Source organism: Moraxella lacunata (assembly GCF_002027545.1).
In the GTDB taxonomy this organism is placed as follows: Bacteria; Pseudomonadota; Gammaproteobacteria; order Pseudomonadales; family Moraxellaceae; genus Moraxella; species Moraxella lacunata.
In genome coordinates this window covers 1-19,068 of sequence record NZ_MXAN01000095.1, presented here as the reverse complement: position 1 = coordinate 19,068, position 19,068 = coordinate 1, and the positions used below count along the sequence as shown (strand labels likewise).

General features: G+C 41.6%; 20 protein-coding genes. 7 read left to right on the top strand and 13 right to left on the bottom strand.

Features of this window, described 5'->3' with window-relative positions; all coding sequences use genetic code 11:
• Window positions 1-3 precede the first annotated feature (3 nt).
• The gene (locus B5J94_RS14545; protein WP_115247836.1) at window positions 4-234 is read right to left on the bottom strand and encodes a helix-turn-helix domain-containing protein; all 231 of its coding nucleotides are present in this window, start codon (window positions 232-234) and stop codon (window positions 4-6) included.
• Window positions 235-370: 136 nt separating this feature from the next.
• Between B5J94_RS14545 and B5J94_RS12015 the strand changes: the two genes are divergently transcribed.
• Genes B5J94_RS12015 through B5J94_RS12005 form a run of 3 tightly spaced genes read left to right on the top strand, consistent with a single transcriptional unit; the run spans window position 371 to window position 2,419 of the window.
• Complete coding sequence (locus B5J94_RS12015; protein WP_062498924.1) at window positions 371-1,024, top strand: GTPase domain-containing protein; 654 nt, start codon at window positions 371-373, stop codon at window positions 1,022-1,024.
• Window positions 1,025-1,030: 6 nt separating this feature from the next.
• Window positions 1,031-1,606: a hypothetical protein gene (locus B5J94_RS12010; protein WP_062498925.1), complete on the top strand. Its 576-nt coding sequence runs from the start codon at window positions 1,031-1,033 to the stop codon at window positions 1,604-1,606.
• A gap of 18 nt (window positions 1,607-1,624) precedes the next feature.
• Entirely contained in the window at window positions 1,625-2,419 is a 795-nt protein-coding gene (locus B5J94_RS12005) for a hypothetical protein (RefSeq protein ID WP_062498926.1), read from the top strand.
• Between the two features lie 5 nt (window positions 2,420-2,424).
• On the opposite strand, the gene B5J94_RS12000 is transcribed toward B5J94_RS12005, so the two are convergent.
• The 4 genes from B5J94_RS12000 to B5J94_RS11985 form a co-directional block, all read right to left on the bottom strand.
• A complete protein-coding gene (locus B5J94_RS12000) occupies window positions 2,425-3,453 on the bottom strand; it encodes a PDDEXK nuclease domain-containing protein (protein ID WP_062498927.1) in 1,029 nt (342 codons plus the stop codon).
• A gap of 5 nt (window positions 3,454-3,458) precedes the next feature.
• Window positions 3,459-5,042: a peptide chain release factor 3 gene (locus tag B5J94_RS11995; RefSeq protein WP_062498928.1), complete on the bottom strand. Its 1,584-nt coding sequence runs from the start codon at window positions 5,040-5,042 to the stop codon at window positions 3,459-3,461.
• An 88-nt stretch (window positions 5,043-5,130) separates the two neighbouring features.
• Complete coding sequence (locus tag B5J94_RS11990; RefSeq protein WP_062498929.1) at window positions 5,131-5,502, bottom strand: hypothetical protein; 372 nt, start codon at window positions 5,500-5,502, stop codon at window positions 5,131-5,133.
• The gene (locus B5J94_RS11985; RefSeq protein ID WP_062498930.1) at window positions 5,499-5,810 is read right to left on the bottom strand and encodes a hypothetical protein; all 312 of its coding nucleotides are present in this window, start codon (window positions 5,808-5,810) and stop codon (window positions 5,499-5,501) included. The genes B5J94_RS11990 and B5J94_RS11985 overlap by 4 nt, the downstream gene beginning before the upstream one ends.
• A gap of 101 nt (window positions 5,811-5,911) precedes the next feature.
• On the opposite strand from B5J94_RS11985, the gene B5J94_RS11980 reads away from it, so the two are divergent.
• On the top strand, window positions 5,912-6,274 hold the full coding sequence (locus B5J94_RS11980; protein ID WP_062498931.1) for a diacylglycerol kinase: 363 nt from the start codon (window positions 5,912-5,914) through the stop codon (window positions 6,272-6,274).
• Between the two features lie 50 nt (window positions 6,275-6,324).
• Here the strand turns inward: B5J94_RS11980 and B5J94_RS11975 are convergent, their stop codons facing one another.
• From B5J94_RS11975 to B5J94_RS11965, 3 genes are all read right to left on the bottom strand, one after another.
• Entirely contained in the window at window positions 6,325-6,690 is a 366-nt protein-coding gene (locus B5J94_RS11975; RefSeq protein ID WP_062498932.1) for a DUF423 domain-containing protein, read from the bottom strand.
• Between the two features lie 17 nt (window positions 6,691-6,707).
• Window positions 6,708-7,559 (bottom strand): RNA polymerase sigma factor RpoH, encoded by an 852-nt coding sequence (gene rpoH / locus B5J94_RS11970; protein ID WP_208854347.1) that lies wholly within the window; start codon window positions 7,557-7,559, stop codon window positions 6,708-6,710.
• Between the two features lie 591 nt (window positions 7,560-8,150).
• The gene (locus B5J94_RS11965; protein ID WP_062498933.1) at window positions 8,151-8,513 is read right to left on the bottom strand and encodes a sulfurtransferase TusA family protein; all 363 of its coding nucleotides are present in this window, start codon (window positions 8,511-8,513) and stop codon (window positions 8,151-8,153) included.
• A gap of 341 nt (window positions 8,514-8,854) precedes the next feature.
• Between B5J94_RS11965 and B5J94_RS11960 the strand changes: the two genes are divergently transcribed.
• Window positions 8,855-9,541 (top strand): YidB family protein, encoded by a 687-nt coding sequence (locus B5J94_RS11960; protein ID WP_062498934.1) that lies wholly within the window; start codon window positions 8,855-8,857, stop codon window positions 9,539-9,541.
• A gap of 77 nt (window positions 9,542-9,618) precedes the next feature.
• Here the strand turns inward: B5J94_RS11960 and B5J94_RS11955 are convergent, their stop codons facing one another.
• The 3 genes from B5J94_RS11955 to B5J94_RS11945 all read right to left on the bottom strand — a co-directional run bounded on the left by B5J94_RS11955 (window position 9,619) and on the right by B5J94_RS11945 (window position 15,242).
• Window positions 9,619-13,713 (bottom strand): putative Ig domain-containing protein, encoded by a 4,095-nt coding sequence (locus B5J94_RS11955; RefSeq protein ID WP_062498935.1) that lies wholly within the window; start codon window positions 13,711-13,713, stop codon window positions 9,619-9,621.
• 188 nt (window positions 13,714-13,901) lie between these two features.
• On the bottom strand, window positions 13,902-14,204 hold the full coding sequence (locus B5J94_RS11950; RefSeq protein WP_062498936.1) for a hypothetical protein: 303 nt from the start codon (window positions 14,202-14,204) through the stop codon (window positions 13,902-13,904).
• Window positions 14,205-14,216: 12 nt separating this feature from the next.
• Entirely contained in the window at window positions 14,217-15,242 is a 1,026-nt protein-coding gene (locus B5J94_RS11945; protein ID WP_062498937.1) for a hypothetical protein, read from the bottom strand.
• Window positions 15,243-15,631: 389 nt separating this feature from the next.
• On the opposite strand from B5J94_RS11945, the gene B5J94_RS11940 reads away from it, so the two are divergent.
• Together B5J94_RS11940 and epmA are read left to right on the top strand one after the other, a co-directional pair.
• Entirely contained in the window at window positions 15,632-16,696 is a 1,065-nt protein-coding gene (locus tag B5J94_RS11940) for a 4-phosphoerythronate dehydrogenase (RefSeq protein WP_062498938.1), read from the top strand.
• Window positions 16,689-17,657 carry an EF-P lysine aminoacylase EpmA gene (gene epmA, locus B5J94_RS11935; protein ID WP_062498939.1) on the top strand — a complete coding sequence of 323 codons (969 nt, stop codon included), beginning with the start codon at window positions 16,689-16,691 and terminating at the stop codon, window positions 17,655-17,657. Before B5J94_RS11940 ends, epmA begins: the two co-directional genes overlap by 8 nt.
• Here epmA and trmD read toward each other — a convergent pair whose 3' ends face one another.
• Together trmD and coaD are read right to left on the bottom strand one after the other, a co-directional pair.
• Window positions 17,658-18,434 (bottom strand): tRNA (guanosine(37)-N1)-methyltransferase TrmD, encoded by a 777-nt coding sequence (gene trmD / locus B5J94_RS11930; RefSeq protein ID WP_062498940.1) that lies wholly within the window; start codon window positions 18,432-18,434, stop codon window positions 17,658-17,660.
• Between the two features lie 6 nt (window positions 18,435-18,440).
• Window positions 18,441-18,926: a pantetheine-phosphate adenylyltransferase gene (gene coaD, locus B5J94_RS11925; protein ID WP_062498941.1), complete on the bottom strand. Its 486-nt coding sequence runs from the start codon at window positions 18,924-18,926 to the stop codon at window positions 18,441-18,443.
• Between the last annotated feature and the right edge of the window lie 142 nt (window positions 18,927-19,068).

The following is a 19,068-nucleotide window of genomic DNA, read 5'->3' as shown; positions in this document are numbered from 1 at the left end:
TTTTTAGTTTGGAAAGAGATTTAATACATTTAAATCCTTTTCTTGTTTTAATAAATCCACAATGTCAATATTAAACACATTAGCAATTTGTTGTAAATGTTCAATATTTAATTTACTTTCGCCCCGTTCTAATTTGGCATACCCATTTTTGGACATTTGCAATTTTTCTGCCATTTGTTCTTGGGTAAGATGATGTTCTTTTCTAAGATTAACAAGATTTTTGGCGATATCCATAAGTTACCTTTTTGTGGGCTTTGTGATGAAAAGTGGGTGTGAAAAGTCGGGTTTGTTGGTGGATTTAATACACATTTCAATTTAAAATGATAACGCATTTTTGTATTTTTGGCAATTTATTTTTAAAGGACAAAATATGGTTTTACCTGCAATTCCTGTAGCACTGGGTGTAGCCACTTTGGCAGGCATTGGTGGTATTGGGTATTTTACAAAGAAATGGTGGTCAAGCAAACGTATCGCTGTATTGGGTGGTCGTGGGGTTGGCAAAACCACTTTTATCAACTATTTGGAAACAAAGAAAGTCGAGTCAGGCTTTGAACAAACAGATTCGGAATCATACCCTGCCCTAACTGTAAAAATAGAAGGTGTTACTTTGAGAATATCTAGTGGTTATGATGTAGGTGGTTCATCCATGCAACACGGGGAATGGAGAAAACAAGTCTTAGAGTCCGATATTATTTTTTATATTCTAGATATTAGCAGGATTCTAAAACGAGACAGTGATTATATTGAAAGCACTAAGAGTGATATTGACGCCATCAAAAATGAAATTAGACAAAGAAAAAACATTCAAGTTTTTCTTATTGCAAGTCATATCGACAAACTCAAAGATGATGGTTATACCGCCAAAAAACTAGAAGATAAAATTAATAAAAATCAAGTTATACAAATAGCCATGATTTCTTTTGGTGGTTCTGATTATTGCAAAGTGGTCACTGGCTCGCTAAAAGACACTCAATCGGCAGAAACTCTTATGAAGAAAATTCTTATTAGTTATGACAAAAAGTAGGTTGGCATGAAACAGTTTGAACCCATTTATATCTACACTCAGTCTTTAGATAATACATCAGAAGATTTGATGTATGAAGTGATTCAACAAGAAAATGTCGTAACACGACAGATAAAAGATTTGGATTTATCACAAGAAATTTTGACACAAATGCACAATGTTGCGATTGATAAGAATATCAGAAACTACTTTGCCAATTCTTCTTCAAAATTTATCAAAGATTATATAAAAAATGAAAAAGATTTTTTAATTTATAGCAAAGATTTCAAAATGCTCATCAAAATAAAAACTAATGATAAAGACAATCTAGGTAGACACTCACCAATTCATATTCTACTAGACATGAAAGACTTAAAAAAAGATGATATCACACATTATGCCAATTATTTTTATAATGGATTTTTTCAGTTTTGCAAAATGACAGATAGACACCCCAAAGACATTGATTTCATCAAAACGTTGCCCTTTTTATATCCATTGCAAGCAGGAAAGCAATTCATACCACATAAAGCCCTGATACTTATCATTGGCATTATGATTGCCATTATGGTTATATTCATTTTAAAAAATTGCAATTCTTAATTTTCATAAGGACTAAATATGTTTTACCACGACATAGATGATTTGCCTACCGACATACAACCTGAGCATTTAGTTATTACTAGTCAGCAAAAGTTTGAAGAAGCCAAACGTAGCCGAAAAACAGGGGAATTTTTATTGGATGAAGATAAGCATTTCTTAATCAATCCAACAAAAGAAGAAGCCTTAAAGCATCCCCTGACCCAGAATTTATTATTCAATAACCTTTTGAGGTCAGATTCTTTTTTAATTCTCAATCCCCAGATAGGCAAAGGCAAGCATGGTGAAAAATTTTATTTGCCATATAAAGTTTTGATTAACGAAAATATTACCGAACAAATGCTTTATCTACCCATATTATGTCAGTATTTGGGTGCAAAAAGCATTGAGTTGATGATTGATGAACAACTAGAAGAATATCAATCAATAGGGATCGATATTAAGGCTGTTATTGAAAGCATAAATGCAAGTGTTGGTACAAATTATAAAAAAACCAAGAAAGATACATGGTATATGGATACAATACAGGAATTTGAAGGGGGACATGTTGATTTAGACGCTGCTGAGCAATTAATGCTTTCAGGCATTTTTGATGGCAATGCCTATATAAATACGCTTTTTGAAAGTGCTAAAAATCAAAAGAATAGACAAAAATCCACCATAACAAAAATTGTTATTAATCAAGATATTTCCAAACAATTAGAATCTTTTATTAATGCTGACATTCCCATATTGGACACCATTTTTAATTCCGATATGAAAGCACAAGCAGAAAAGAGCCGTCATTTAGAAATCAAATACAAAATTATTTTCTAAATCTATCATCGCTCAAACCTTAACCTTGCTCGCTGTACCGCCAAATGCAGTCGCTCTTCTAGAACTTCTTTTGGTGGTAAGACGGTTAAATATTGTGCCACATGAATGTCGCCTTGATTTAGACCCAAAAGTTCAATTTGCTCTTGTTTTTTGGACGTGCATAAAATAATGCCAATAGGCGGATTTTCATCGGGCTCTTTTTCATATTTTGCCAAATAATTTAAATAAAGCTCCATTTGGCTTTTATGACTATGTTTGAATTTTTCGGTTTTTAAATCAATTGCCACCAAGCATTTTAATTTACGATTATAAAACAACAAATCAATATAAAAGTCATCTTCATCAATGCTAATGCGTTTTTGCCGAGCGATAAAACTAAACCCTGCTCCCAATTCCAATAGAAAACTCTCAATCTCTCGCAATATCGCATCTTCCAAATCCTTTTCCATATAACGGTCATTTAATTCCAAAAAGTCTAAGATGTAAGGGTCTTTTAGAATCAGGCTTTGATTGTATTCGCCTTTATTGCGAAGGTCGGCTAATTCAGCGATGAGTGTTTCGTCAGGTTGTTTGGAAATGGCGGTGCGTTCAAACAGTAACGAACCAATTCGCTCATCTAACGTGCGAGTACTCCACTTTTCGGCAATTGCCATGCTGGCGTAAAATTCTCGCGCTAGGGGATTTTCAATATAAATTAGACTTTTAAAGTGCGTCCAACTCAATTTTCCACGCAGTGCGTGGAGAGTTTCAAGGTCTTGAAATTCTTGATAAAATTTAACACAATACCCCAAATGCGTTTTGTTCCAACCCCTACCAAATTGAGCGGTTAGCTCTTTTGAGAGATTTTGGATAACCTGCTTGCCATATTCGGCTCGCTCGCCTTGCAAAACGTGCGTGGCAATCCGCTCACCGATGTGCCAATACAGCAAAGTAAGCTCGGCATTGACACGCATGGCAAGATGTTGTTTGCTATTTTGGATAAGCAATACAACATCTTGGGTTAGCGTGTCTGGCAGATTGGGGCTTGTGGTCATATTTATCAATGCTCCCTAGTCGCCCGAAATTCCACTTCTGGATATCGCTCTTGCATAAGTTGTAGATTGACACGGCTTGGTGCAAGGTAAGTCAGATAACCGCCACCGTCCACCGACAGCTGGTCGTGGGCTTTTTTCTTGAATTTTTCAAACGCCACCTTATCATCCGAGTGCACCCAACGCACGGTTGCGATACTAATCGGCTCAAAGGTGCATTGCACTTTATATTCTTCTAGCAAACGGTGTGCCACCACCTCAAATTGTAGCACGCCCACCGCCCCCAAAATCAGGTCATTATTGATTTGGGGCATAAATACTTGGGTTGCCCCTTCTTCGGAGAGTTGTTGCAAACCCTTTTGTAATTGCTTGGATTTCATCGGGTCTTTTAGCACCACACGGCGAAACAGCTCAGGGGCAAAGTGCGGAATGCCTGTAAAATTCAAGGTCTCGCCACTCGTGAAACTATCGCCAATTTGTATCGTGCCATGATTGTGCAGACCAATGATATCACCAGCATACGCCTCATCTAGCGTCTCACGGTCGCCTGCCAAAAACATGAGAGCGTCCGACACTCGCACTTCTTTGCCAAGACGCACATGGTTCATTTTCATGCCACGCTCGTATTTGCCCGAACACACTCGCATAAAGGCGACACGGTCTCGGTGCTTGGGGTCCATGTTGGCTTGGATTTTAAAGACAAAGCCCGTAAAGGCAGGCTCGTCCGCTTTGACGGTGCGTTCTATTGCCACATGGTCTTTTGGGGGCGGTGCGTATTGGGTCAGCACATCCAAAATCATGTTTACGCCAAAGTTACCCAACGCTGTACCAAACAGCACAGGCGTTTGACGACCTGCCAAAAACTCGTCCACGTCCCAATCTTCATACGCCATTTGGGCAAGTTCAATGTTTTCTATAAATTCATCCCACAAAATCTGCCCAAGCCTGTCCTTAATGTCAGCATGGTCATAGCCATCTTTACTCTCAATCTCTACAATTTGTGAACCAAAGCCCTTTTTATAAAAGTAAGTCTTGTTATCCACAAAACTATATACCCCCACAAAGTCCTGACCCATGCCAATGGGATAAGCAAAAGGCACGCATTTGATTTTTAGGACACTTTCAATCTCATCAAGCAGGGCAAGCGGATTTTGAATCTCACGGTCAAGTTTATTGACAAATGAAATAATGGGCGTATCACGCATACGGCACACTTCCATGAGCTTAATCGTCCGCTCTTCCACGCCTTTGGCTCCGTCAATGACCATAAGAGCAGAATCCACAGCAGTCAGCGTGCGGTAAGTATCTTCTGAAAAGTCGGCGTGTCCGGGGGTGTCTAGTAGATTAACCACATGATTTTTATAGGGAAATTGCATGACCGATGTCGTGATAGAGATACCACGCTCCTGCTCCATGCTCATCCAGTCGCTCGTGGCGTGGCGGTCGGCTTTGCGTCCACGCACCTCGCCTGCTACCTGAATTGCCTTGCCCCACAGTAGGAGCTTTTCGGTCATGGTGGTTTTACCTGCGTCGGGGTGCGATATGATAGCAAAAGTTCTGCGTTGGTTGATTTCTTGGGATAATTGGCTCATGGGAATTTCTTAATAAAATAAAACGGTTATTATACTTGAAAAGGGGGAAATGGGCAAAAACTAAACATTAAAAAACCGCCACAAGCGGTCAATCATAAGTCAATTTATCCACACTTGGCAATACAAAAGGTGGGTGGGTGCTAATATCCACCAGCACAATCACATCATTGTAGTGGCAATAATGCAGGATATATTCGCTCGTAAAATCGCCATTGGTTTGCTTTACATAGCACGGCACGCCCAAATGATAATGCCAAAGACAATATTTTTGGGCAAATTTGGCGTGCTGATGTTCTTTTTTGGTGTGGGGGTTGGGTGGGGCGGACGATTTATTGCGACCTTTTAAGTCTTTTAGACCGTTGGTTTGCACATGAATAGCAAAATCCAAAACCGCATTACGTAAGTCATCATCAAAACTTAAATAGTTATTTTCCAACCAATTGACAAAAACCACTTTCATACTACCGTCCTTTGCTCGGAGTGTTTGGATAGATTTTCTCTTAACCAAGCTGACAAGCCTTCTCTATCAAGCCCTTGCGGTAGTACCAAGCCATTTTTCAATGCCTCCTCTTTGCTTTCAAAACCTTTTAAGCGTTCTTTCATAACTTCCATATCAAAAACGAGTACATCATCTATGTGTTTTGGTATATCATTATCCAAAGTGGTTTTGATGGCATTTAAGATATAATCATTGACACTTACGCCTTGTTTTTCGGCGGTGGCGATGATGACTTCTTGTAGTTGTGGGGGTAGGTCTAGGGTAATCATCGTGGTGTTTCTCTTGAAATTTTAATCATTATCCCAAATTCTGGGATTTTGTCAATATTGAAAAAGTGCTATAATCAATCGCCAATCCACAGGAAAAAGCCATGTCTGAATTTAACAAAACCAAAGGGCTAAAACGCATCATCAACACACTGTCCTATTCCAAAGACGGCTTTAAGGTCGCTGTCAAAGAGCCTGCGATTTTTCAGCTCATTATTTTGTATTTGCCTTTAATGGGATTGGCATTGTGGTTGGATTTTGCCTTGGCGGTTAAGATGATGCTCGTGGCAGGGTCGTTTTTGTCGCTCATCGTGGAGTTTTTTAATACCGCCTTAGAGGCGGCGGTTGACCACACGTCTATGAAACATCACCCCCTTGCCAAAATCGCCAAAGATGTCGGCTCATCCGCCCAGTCGCTGGCACTTATTTTGGTGGCGGTGCTGTGGGGTATGGCGGTGTTTGGATAAAAACAAAAAGAGCAAAAACATTTGCCCTTTTATCATCATCAATCAACCCATCAGCCATCAGACTTTTTGACAAAAACCAACATCAGCCAGCCGATGATAAGTAGCGTTCCGCCCATTGGGGTTATCGCCCCAAGCCACTTAGGCATTCCCAGTGCCATCAAGTAGAGCGTGCTACTAAATATGGCAATGCCTATTTGTAAGGTCATGGCAACCTTATGAATGCGATAGGCAGATACCGCCCCCAACACGCCCAACGCTAATATCCCCAAGCCATGCACAAACAGATAAAGCGTGGCAGTCTGCCAAATATCAAGCTCATAAGGCGTGGCGGTTTTCTTTAAGCCGTGAGCCCCAAACGCCCCAAGTGCTACCGCTGTCGCAAGGTTCACGCCTGCTACTTTTATCCAGTTTATCATTTGTTCGTCTGTTCGTTCTAATCAAAGAGCATGTTATCAATGGTCATCGCCTCACGGATTTTGTCCATGGCATTTTTTTCAATCTGACGCACCCGCTCGGCTGAGATGTTATAGACCGCCGCTAAGTCATGCAAAGTGGATTTTTGGTCGGCAAGCCAACGCTGAGTGATGATGTCCCGAGAACGCTCATCCAAGCCGTCCATCGCTTCTTTTAGGGCGGTGGTCGTATTCTCTTCCCAGTCGGCATCTTCGACCATCTCGGCAGGATTAACTCCATCTTCCAAAAAAAGTTGGGGAGCATAACGCCCATCTTCATCATCAGAGTCTTGTAGCTCAAAGGACGCATCATAACTGGTCAAGCGTGATTCCATTTCTAGGACTTGCTTGACCGTGACGTTTAGGTCTTTGGCAATGGCTTCGGCTTCTTCTAAGGTGAGCTGATTGCTTGATTTTTTAAGGCTACGCAAATTAAAAAACAGCTTGCGGTGGGCTTTGGTGGTGGCAACTTTGACAATCCGCCAATTTTTGATGACAAATTCATGAATCTCCGCCTTAATCCAATGCACCGCAAAGCTCACAAGGCGTACGCCCTTGGTAGGGTCAAAGCGTTTGACCGCTTTCATAAGCCCCAAATTACCTTCTTGAATCAAATCCGCCTGCGACAGACCATAACCTGAATAACTGCGTGCAATGTGTATCACAAACCGCAAATGACTCATGACCAGTAGCCGTGCCGCTTCCACGTCGCCATCTTGATAGTACCGCTCGGCAAGCTCTCGCTCTTCGTCGGGGGTTAGGATAGGAATCTGATGTACGGTATTGATGTACGCCCCCAAATTCACCCCTGGGGCGGTCAAATTGGTGGGCATGGCAGGCACCAAATCCTTGGTGGCGACATCATAGCGTGGTACGGCACTGAGGGCATGACTGGCAAGCACAGGGGCAAGGCTTGCCCTATCATGGGACTGCCCATCTGTTTCTAATTCATGCTCTGACTCATCCAATGCCAGCTCATCAGCGTCATCATCAATCTCATGAAAACCATCTAGTTCGTCTAATTCATCAGATAACAACTCATCAGACAGTATCTCATCAGAAAAACCGTCAAGCTCATCTAATCCATTATCCAGCTCATCTTCATCTAACGTATTAGATGACTTAAAATCACGCTCATCGGCATAATCACCGCCATAATCGTCAAAGTCATCAAAACCATCATAATCATAATTTTTGGGCATGTTTTCTTTCTACCAACAAATCATCAGTTTAAATATCGCCCCATTTTAAGCCGAAATCCGCCCAAATGCTAGCGGTTTTTACAGCTTTTTGTTAGGACGTGTGAACATTGATAACATTTATTAACATTTGGTGAAATTTTATGAATTTAAATTATTTTTGCATGAAAAATGGGCGATTCCCTTGCTTTTTAAATGAGTATTTTTCATGGCAAATACCAACACTCAACACATTCTAATCAAAAAGTGAAAGATGGTATCTGTTTGCCCATACGCCCACGTCTTGACCGTCAGCCCGTTTTTATGGCAATACGCCACAAGGTCGGTTTGTGAATTTTTATCGGTGGCAAGCAGATACAAGCCCTGCCCTGCCCCCACATCTCGCAAGGTTACTTTTGCCTTTAACAAAGGCATGGGGCAAGGCAGACGGCGTGCATCAAAAAAATGACTGACACACGCCACGTCATCGGCAGTTATCACATGCTCGGTCAAGGCAAAGTGCAAAGCATCCGTCATATTAACATCATCTGCCACATCAGCAGGCACAATGTCATCAATAAGGTCAAAAACAGCAGATAAATCGGTCATGGCAATCGCTCAAAAATGGGCTTAAAAAATGGCTCAAAAACAGCTTAGAATAACCCATCATGGGGACAAATCCATGCCTTTGCAAGATAACCATAGAGCAAATCCTAGTTTGGATAATGTCCGCATTATTTTTTATAAGCCAAATCGTTATGTTTCTTATGTCAATTTTTGGCATGGTGTAAAATAAAACAGACACCACTATAAACAAACCCACGTCGCTTAATAATTCATCTATTTACAAAAACCTTTAATAAAAATAACGCAGGTTCACTAAAATTCTGATAAGATAATGCATGATTTGGCAATTTCGCCAATATTTACTTTATTTGATAGGATACTCCATGAGTTTATTACAAAACATCATCACCCAAGTCGCCCAAAACGCCCTAACAGGTGGTCAAACCCAACAGCAAAACAGCGGGCTTGGTGGCATGCTAGGTAGCGTACTTGGCGGTCAATCCCAACAAAACAGCGGTTTGGGCGGTATGCTTGGGCAAGTGGTGGCAAGTCAGCTTGGCGGTGGTCAAGCCCAAGGCGGGCTAGGCGGTATGCTAGGCTCGCTCCTAGGCGGTGGACAGACTCGCCAAAACGTCCCTGCCAGTGACCTAGGCAGTGTGTTGGGTCAAGTGCTTGGCAGTCAGTCCGCCCAACAAAAAGGCGGGTTTAACAAAAATACTCTACTCCTTGCTCTTATCCCCATCGTACTGGGCTATATCCAAAAAAATGGCGGTCTGTCAGGCGTGCTTGCCAAATTCCAAGGCAACGGACTGGGCAATAAAGCCCGATCATGGGTAAACATCGACACCGATAATGACGGACTTGACGCCCAAGACGTGATGAGTCTGTTCGGTAAAGATGAGATTAACCGTGCCTGTCAGCAAACAGGAGCCAGCGAGACAGAAGTCTGCCAAGGCATTGCCGAGCTACTACCACAAGTAATGAACGACCTAACCCCCAATGGCGACCTAGCCACCGAAAACGAAGCCAATGCCGAGATTAGCCAGATTCTAAAACAACTGCAAGGTTAATCAGCACAATCCGCCATCAGCAGACTGCAAAAAGAGTGTTACTAAACACTCTTTTTTAACACCCTTAGCCTTAAACCTTAAATAACCACATCCGCCATCTTGATAATCTCATCATACCCGACAAACTTATCATTAATGTAGATACGCTCTATGTTGGGAACATGGGGTTTTTGGCTTGCTATGATACTGTTTGATTTGAAATAATCTTCAATAATAATGCCATCATCATTTTGCCTGACATCGATAAGCAGATGATTACCTTGTTTAATAAAGCCCAAATCAGACAACATCAGCCCCGAAATCTTTAAGATATCGAGCCCACCAACATCACGAATCGTGTCTAGACCATCGCCTTTGTGATACAGATAAGTATCATTGCCATAGCCACCGATAAGCAAGTCGTTATCGAGTCCGCCAATTAAGGTATCATGACCAAATCCACCGATTAGCGTGTCATTGCCACGACCGCCACTTAGGACATCATCCCCTGTCAGACCGTTGATGGTATTGGCTTTATCATCACCTGTGATGTCATCAGCACCGAGCTTGCCCACATATCGCTTACCAACAGTGATGGGGTCAGGCGTTGGCGTGCTAGGCAGGACAGGCTCTGGCATCACGATGGGTTCACTGCCTTTGATGGTAAAGCTGGCATTGGTGCTGACACTCTGACCAAAGCTGTCTGTCGCTGTCACGGTAATGTCATGCATGCCAATCTCTGTGGTCGCAGGGTCTATGATAAGATGGTTGTTGTCAATGTAGATACCGCTCAAAGAATTTGCCGATAGCGAATAACTTAACGCATCACCATCGTTATCAACAAACAGCTTATCTAGACCTATCTGCATCATGGCATTATCTTGGCTTAGCACAAGCGGTAGAGTCAAGGCAGAGACGAGCGTTGGTCGTTCATTCACTCTTAGTGTGAAGCTGGTATTGGCATGCTCGCCCTTGGGGTCGGTGGCGGTCAATGTGATGTTAAACACCCCTTTATCAGGTGCTTTACCTGTCAGCATCTTCGTAGTAGGGTCAAAATGCAGTCCATCCGCCCCTTGGATGCTATACGTCAGCTCATCACCATCAGCATCAAAGAATACCTCGCCAAGACCGAGTGCGATGTCTCGCTCTGCCAACACCATCTGGTCAGAGACGGGATTATGAACGATGGGAGCGGTGTTCTTAACTTCTTTGGCAAGTATCATGCCCAGCAGAATGTCACCCGCATCGCCTTTCGCTACTGGCGTATCCTTGATGGTGATGGTTGCCCCAGCGTCTTTGACCGTGATGATGTACTCACTGCCATTTTTATCCAGTCTATTACCCTCACCATCAAAATAGACATCTTTAGAATCAGTGTCAACCACCCATGTCTTGCCCGCCCAGTTTTTGCCATCTACAATCAACTGACCATTATTGTCCGTATCAATGATGGTTTTGCCATCTGCCTCTGTTTTGATGTCTTCTAGGTCAAACACATAAGTATCATTCCCTTTGCCACCAATTAGCCTATCTCGTCCTGTACCGCCTTTTAGCGTGTCATTCCCTTCGATGCTTGCATCTCTGTTGTCATCACCCCATAGGATGTCATCACCCTTACCACCATCTAGATAATCATTACCATACTGACCGATGACAAGGTCATCCCCTGCACCGCCATATAGAGTGTCATTGGCATGTTTTGATTCAAAAGCATGCTTATCATAACTTAGCTTCACTTCTTCATGTGGCGTGATGGTATAATCACCTTTGTCTGCATCTATCGTAAGTGTCCATTCAAAGGTTATGGGGTCTCTATAATAGGCACTTGGCTGTTTGTCCTGTATGTGCTTACCCTTGTCATATCTATGCTCGATGGACAAGGCATCACCCTGTCTGAACACAGGTCTGCTATGAACACCACCCGGCACGAGTGGGTGGACACCACCACCGATGGTCGTCTCATAGTCAATGCTTGATGAGTTGAATATGGTCTTTGACTTCGTGCCATACCTAATATGCCCATCACCCAATATCACATCATCACCGCCACCACCATAGATGATGTCACTGTCCGCCCCACCTTGTAGGAAGTCTTTATTCACCCCGCCATGAATCACATCATCACCTCGTCCGCCCAATGCCCAATCACCTTTTTTGTTGTTATGGGTGTTGTTGGGATTATTTGAGTCGGTATGTATCGGTGTTTTACCATTTGATTTATACTCATGATCCACCCAAATAATGTCATCGCCAATCCCTGCCGAGATTAGGTCGTTACCCTCTCCGCCGATGATTAAATCTTTATCGACACCGATAAGGTTACCTTCGCTGTCCTTTTCTGGTTTTGGTAGTCTTGTGCTATCTTCGGGTTCAAAGTCATAAAAGTTAGCCGAACCTGAAATGGTATCATTACCTGCCCCACCCCTGATAACATCTGCCATATCGCCACCAAATATCAGGTCATGTCCATCGCCTGCATCGATGTTTAGGTATTTTCTGCCTGTGCCAAAGATGTTATCCACCTTAGATGAGCCATAGATATCAAGATAATTGGTAGGGAATCCGCCTGTGTAGATGTTAGAGAGGTATTTGTCATCTGCCTTGATGGTGTAGGTGCGATTTTTATCAATGTCTTCTTGACTGTCGCCTAAGATGATAGAAAGGGCTGAATATGTGGTGTCTCGCTTGGTGGAGGTAAGGAAGAAGTCTTTGATGGTAACTTGGTCAGCAGGAGAATCAGTAGAAGTAATTAATAAATCATTTACCCCTTTGATGGCAGTATATAGCACATTGCCTGCGCTGTCTTTGGCTTCCCAAATATCTGATGCACCTTGTTTTAGGATAAAGTCTGTGGGTAGGGGTTTGTTGTCAAAGAGAATACGTCCTTTGCCGTCGGCATCAAAGATGGTGTCGTGGTCTTTAATGTGGTAGGTGTCGTAGCCTTGACCGCCTTCTAGGTAATCGTTACCTTTGCCACCGATTATAATGTCATGACCTGCACCACCGAATAGGAAGTTGTTGTTATCGCCTGTATCTTTGGCTTTGATGGTGTCGTTACCAGTACCACCGAAGATCACTTGGGTGTTGTCATTATAAGTATCAATATTGCCATGATGTCCATCTAGGCTGGTTTCATTAACACTGATGTTTTCAGCCAAATCTTGATAGTTGTATTTATTTTGGATAAACTTCCCTGTCATTTTATCCATCATGACCGACATCATCTCGGCTCGTTTTTCTAGGTAGATTGGTGTTAGACCATTAGGATTGGTTTTGGCATGATACAGGTCAAGCTCGCCATTTGGGTTGTGTTTGGTGTAGTCAATATCCATTAGGACAAATGGATTGAGATTGACAAGGGCGTAGCGGTAGGCAAGAGCGGTTTCATCATCACCTTGGCTTAGGGTAAATAGTTCTTCTGTATCTTCCAAGCCTTGTAAGATGTTCAATAACTTACCGCGATATTCCTTAAATAACGGATAACTACCCTCCATGTGTCTAATGAGTTCTTCTGCACCTGTGATGTTCTCGGCATCATCCTTGCCTGATACCGCCTTATAGAGCCTTTTATAAGATTTTAAAGCTTTGTCAAAATCCATGCTCTTATAGTCATCAGAGCCAAACAAAATCACGGTATCTTTTTCGATGACAGATTTGCCTTGTTCATTAACAAAGTTACCTAGTATCATGGTGTTAAAGGCAATGACGGCGTTGAGTTTGTCGGCGGTTAGGTGGGAAAAGATGGTGGAGTAAGCAGTATCTGTAAAGTTGATGAAACCCTCCATTTCATAAAGTTCTTTACCAAAAGCCCAATCAAAACCTTTTGTAAATAGCCATTCACCAAACTCATACCCTGCTTTATAACTAATATCTGTTAAAATGCCAGTAATTATCCCACGAGATAAAACTCCAGCCAAACCTTTGGCAGAAATAGCAGGAATTTTTTGAGCTAAACTTTCTAGGTGCTTTAATCCTTCAGATTTGACAAGGCTACTTAAGCTAATTGCTCCTGCTTCTGCACCATAGACCGCCCCCGCCGTACCCTTAACAAAAGAATCTCCTGCAAATTTTGGTATTAAATTCATCACATCTTTTAGATAGTCTTGTTGACTACTTTCATCTTTAGGTAATTTTTCATCAATGGTGCTATAAACAAGTTTGATATAATCATTGTATTTAAATAAGTTATCCATGCTTTCATTAAAGAGTTTACCATAACCTTGACCGACCAATTTATCTAATGTGGTAGTTAAGTCATCTTGTTTGACATTGATATTGATGCCTTTGCTATCGGCAAGCAGTTGTACTTCTGTTTTAAAATTAGCAACAACTTCTTTAAAATGTGCATTTATTTCTTTAAAATCAGGGTGTTTGGAGAGCTTTATTGTAAGGCATCAAGATTGGCTTGCAGGTGATGTGCTTTAATTGCCAGCATTTCAATTTGGGCAATATCAGGATATTTATGTTTGGTTCTTTCTATTAACTTAGTATCGCTTAAATATTTTAAAGAAGTTTCAAATGCAACTTGAGAAATTATCTTTGAAAAATTGCTAGAAGCAACCTCCCAAAGTGTTTCATAATAATTGTTATCATCATCGGTGATAGAGCCAAAGGAATGTTTTTCAAGAATTTTTCTTACTTCTTCAATATAGAAAGAATCAGCTAGACCAGTTAAATTACTCATAAAAATACCTCGTTAGGTTGGTTGAAAGAACTGTTTGATAAAATTAATAATATTTAAAATAAGTTTTTTACTCATTTTAAGCCATGAAATAAGTATAAGAACACTAATGACAGCAAACACAAAACAAAAATTCAAATAAAAGCTATCAATCCATATCACTATATTCATGGACATTCTAGCAGAAATTTCCAAGCTTTGAATTAGCAAAATAGTGCCAACAATCATTAGAACACAAAAAAACGCCAAAAACGAAACCCATAAATAAGATTTTAACAAATCGCATAAATTTCGGTATTCTTCTTTTACCTTAAACCGATTTATGCCACTCCAACCAATTGATCTATATAATAACATGTGTATCGATATAAAAATTAATGGAGCATTAATAAATCTAAAAAAATGAAATAAAAGGGCTGATTTGCCAAATTCAGAATCCAAAAATTCGGTTTCCGATTCATACATTGTATGCAAAATCTTGTCGCTTGACAACCCAATATCTAAGTCAAACAACTTCCTATCCACATTCAATGGCGGTAAATTGGTATTCCCTCTCACCCACTCCACAATCCCCATCACCCAATCAGGTTGCCACACCAGTGTCAAATCCTTAACCCATGCTGAGATAAAAAACACTTCAAATAAAAAGTATGACCCCAAAAACACCAATGCCCACCTTTGGGCAGGTCGCATGGCAAGCTGTCCTGTTTCATTGAGATAATCAACGACTTCTTGACGGTCGTCATCGTCTAGTTCATTTAGATGGGCATTGAGTTCTTGTTCTCGTTTGGCAGTATGTGTTTTCCCAAAAAACAACCTAAACCAAACAGGACAAAGTGCCATCATGGTACAGATAAATAAATAAAAGACAAAGTTAAAGAACAGATTTTGCTGTAAGCTAAATCCTTCTAGCTCAAAGCCAAGAAAGACAAATCCGATAAAGAACCAAAAACAGATGATAAGAGCATAATAAAACAGATTGTCTTCATACAGACGATTAGAGACAAGCCAGTCAGCAATGGTGTTGGTGTGGTGGGGCATGGGGTGTCATCCATGATAAGTTTGATAAAATATAGGGATTGTTTAGAGTGATTATGATAGCATTATGTAAATGAGATTGGTACTTATTTTTACGTTGGTTTAGAAAATATCATGGTTAGGCAATGTTTACAAGCCATCGATGTCTACGGTGTCGCTTTTATCAAAACACCTTTAAATACATGCATATTTTTAAATTGATGTCGGTGATTCTGTGTTATAATAAAACGAGAACTTCATCCAAGCCGTGCTTACAAGTCAGCTTTTGTGTCCAGCCATTAAATACATCAATTCCGATAATTATTGTCACACTCATAACACCGCTTTAATGTTTAGCATCTACTCATCATTTACCAACCCAACCACACCCATCCTGCCAAAGGCACGACCCCATGATAACCATTTTAGCCGATGAAAACATCGCCCATTTGGACGATTATTTTTGCCATGATAATACCACGCTTATCAAATTAAAAGGGCGTGAGATTGACCAATCCGCCATTGACAGGCATAATCCAACCGCCCTACTCATTCGCTCGGTAACGCCCATCAATGCCGACGCCATTGCCAATCCTAATAATATTAAATTTATCGGCTCGGCAACGATTGGTACAGACCATGTGGATAATGATTTTATCCAAAAACACCATATCCATTTTGCCAATGCCAAAGGGTCAAGCAAACATTCGGTTGCCCAATACGTCATTACCGCCCTTTTAAGCAAATTTCCCAATTTAATCCATAAAAAAATCACGCTGGGCATTATTGGCTTGGGTAATATCGGAGCAACGCTTGCCAAATACGCCAAAGACTTAAATTGGGAGATTTTGGGATATGACCCTTATTTGCCAACATCGGACATTAATAACGCAAGTTTTAATGAATTATTGGCAAATAGCGATATTATCTCTATTCATACGCCATTAACAAAAACGGGTGATTATCCCACTTATCAATTATTTAATCATTCTGTTTTTAAACAATTAAAAAACAACGCCATTTTAATCAATACCGCTCGGGGCGAGATTATCAATCAAGATGATTTATTATGGGCAATGACTAATAAAAATCTGAATGTAATACTAGACGTATTTCCTTTTGAGCCAACCATTGATAAGGCACTGCTTGATAACCTTGCCCTTGCCACGCCCCACATCGCAGGCTATACCTTAGACGGTAAGTTGCGTGGGACAGAAATGATTTATCAGGCGTTTTGTGAGTATTTTAATTTGCCTATTTTACAAAATATGGATAAGTTATTACCGCCCAATCATTACCATTGGCAAACATTAAAAAATGAATTATTAAAAGGCAATACCGATATCTTAAAAAGCTATTATGACATTTTAAAAGATGACAATGAGTTACGCCACATTTGCACCGATAACGTACATGGGGCGGATTTTGATAAATTAAGAAAAAACTATGACTTAAAAAGAGAATGGCTTTATGACTAATACCGATTACCGCCCAAGCATGACCTTAGATTTGGCAATGAGTAAAGCTGAGATGATTGGCGATATTCGTCAGTTTTTTAAAAATCGGGACGTATTAGAGATTACCACACCCATACTATCCAATCATGGCAATACCGATATTTTTATAGAAAGCGTGAGCGTTAATTTTAAACAAGCTGGCAAATTAAAAACAGGCTATCTACACACATCGCCAGAATTTGCCATGAAAAGAGTATTGGCGGATTATCAAATACCGATTTATCAAATTTGTCAGGTGTTTCGTGATAATGAAAAAGGGCATAAGCATAATATAGAATTTACCATGTTAGAATGGTATCGTCCGCATTTTAGTTTGGACGATTTGGCAAATGAATTAAATGCTCTCATCGGCGTGGCACTGCATAAAAATCTGCCCTTTAAAACCTATCGCTACACCCAAGCCTTTATGGATATGCTCGGCATTCACCCCTTTTCTGCCGACATTGAGACATTACAACAAACGGCATTAAAGCAGGGCATTAACCTAGATATGGGCGATGATAAGCAAGGCTGGCTGGATTTGTTATTTAGTCATGTGATAGAGCCGACTTTGGGATTTGATTTGCCGACACTCATCACCGATTATCCTGTGGCGACTGCGTCTTTGGCAAAAGTGGCGACAGACGTGGACGGACATGCCGTTGCCAAACGCTTTGAGCTATATATCAACGGCATAGAGATTGCCAATGCTTATGATGAGCTTGCCAGTGGCGATGAGCTGTATCGGCGATTTACGCAGGATAATATTGAGCGGGCAAAACTAGGCTTGCCAACCATGCCGATTGATACAAACCTAATCCGTGCGTGCGATGACTTACCGCCATGCAGTGGCATTGCGTTGGGGCTTGACCGTCTGTTTATGGTGCGTGAGAGACTGACTGACATCAGCGGGGCGGTGATAATGATGACGGATAGGGCATGACTATTCATCCAAATCCCCCAACTCATCTATCTCCCCCAGCCACTTCGCCTGCTCTTTGGTGGGTTCAAACTGCTCCCACAAGTCAGGGCGACGCTCTTTGGTGCGTTTGACTTGCTCTAAAAACCGCCATTTGGCAATGTTGGCATGATGACCTGAAAGCAGGACATCAGGGACTTTTTTATCCTTAAAAATCAAAGGCTTGGTATAGTGGGGGCAGTCTAGTAGCCCATCGACAAAGCTGTCTTCTAGGGCGGACTTGTCATCATTCATCACGCTTGGCAGACGGCGAATGATGCTATCCATCAGCACCATCGCTGGTAGCTCGCCCCCTGTCAGCACATAGTCGCCAATGGAAATCTCGCCATCGACATAGGCACTAAGTAGCCTTTCATCAATGCCTTCATAACGCCCACAGAGCAGTATCATGCCATCAAGCTGGCTACATTCTACCACCGTCTTTTCATCTAGGGTCTTGCCCTGTGGCGACAGATAGATGACAGGGCAGGTAGGATTATCCTTACCCACGCTCCCAAAATGCTCATCGGCTAAGGCTTTGGCGTGTAATATCGCCTGCTCCAACGGCTCGGCAAGCATGACCATGCCCGGCCCCCCGCCAAAGGGACGCTCGTCAATCCGCCGATAGTTGTCCGTGGTAAAATCTCTGGGGTTAATGGTGTGTATCACCACCTGCCCCCGCCCCACCGCACGTCCTGTAATGCCGTACTCTGTGGTCGCCCCGAACATCTCAGGCAAGATACTAATGACCGCAAAAAACATAACGCCTTACCCACCGAACTTTTTGGCAAAGCCGTCAAGCACACAAGACGGCACGAACTTTGAGACATCGCCACCGAGTTTTGCCACTTCTCGCACGAGCGTGGACGAGACGAACGAATACTCTTGGGCAGGGGTCAAAAACACCGCTTCAAAACTCTCATCTAGGCTACGGTTCATGTTGGCAAGCCCAAATTCATACTCAAAATCACTCACCGCACGCAGTCCCCGAATTACCGCCACTGCATTTTGCTCTTTGACAAAATCCACCAGTAGCCCTTCAAAGCCAACCACTGATACCCGTTCATTGTCCTTAAAAATTTCCTGTACCAGTGCCACTCGTTCATCAAAGCTAAATAACGGCTTTTTGTGATGAGCGAACGCCACCGAGATGATGACTTCATCAAAGATTTTTAAGGCACGATTGACAAGGTCAATGTGTCCGTTGGTAATGGGGTCAAAGGTGCCGGGGTATAGGGCTTTTTTTGGAGTCATGGCGTTTGATGATTTGGTAAATAAGTAAAAAGTGCTTATGGTAGCAAATTTTTGGCGGTTTTGGGGATTTTATTTTAAATTTTTATAGGCATTGTTCAATAAAGGTATATTTTAAAATTTGAACGTGTAGATACCATAAACC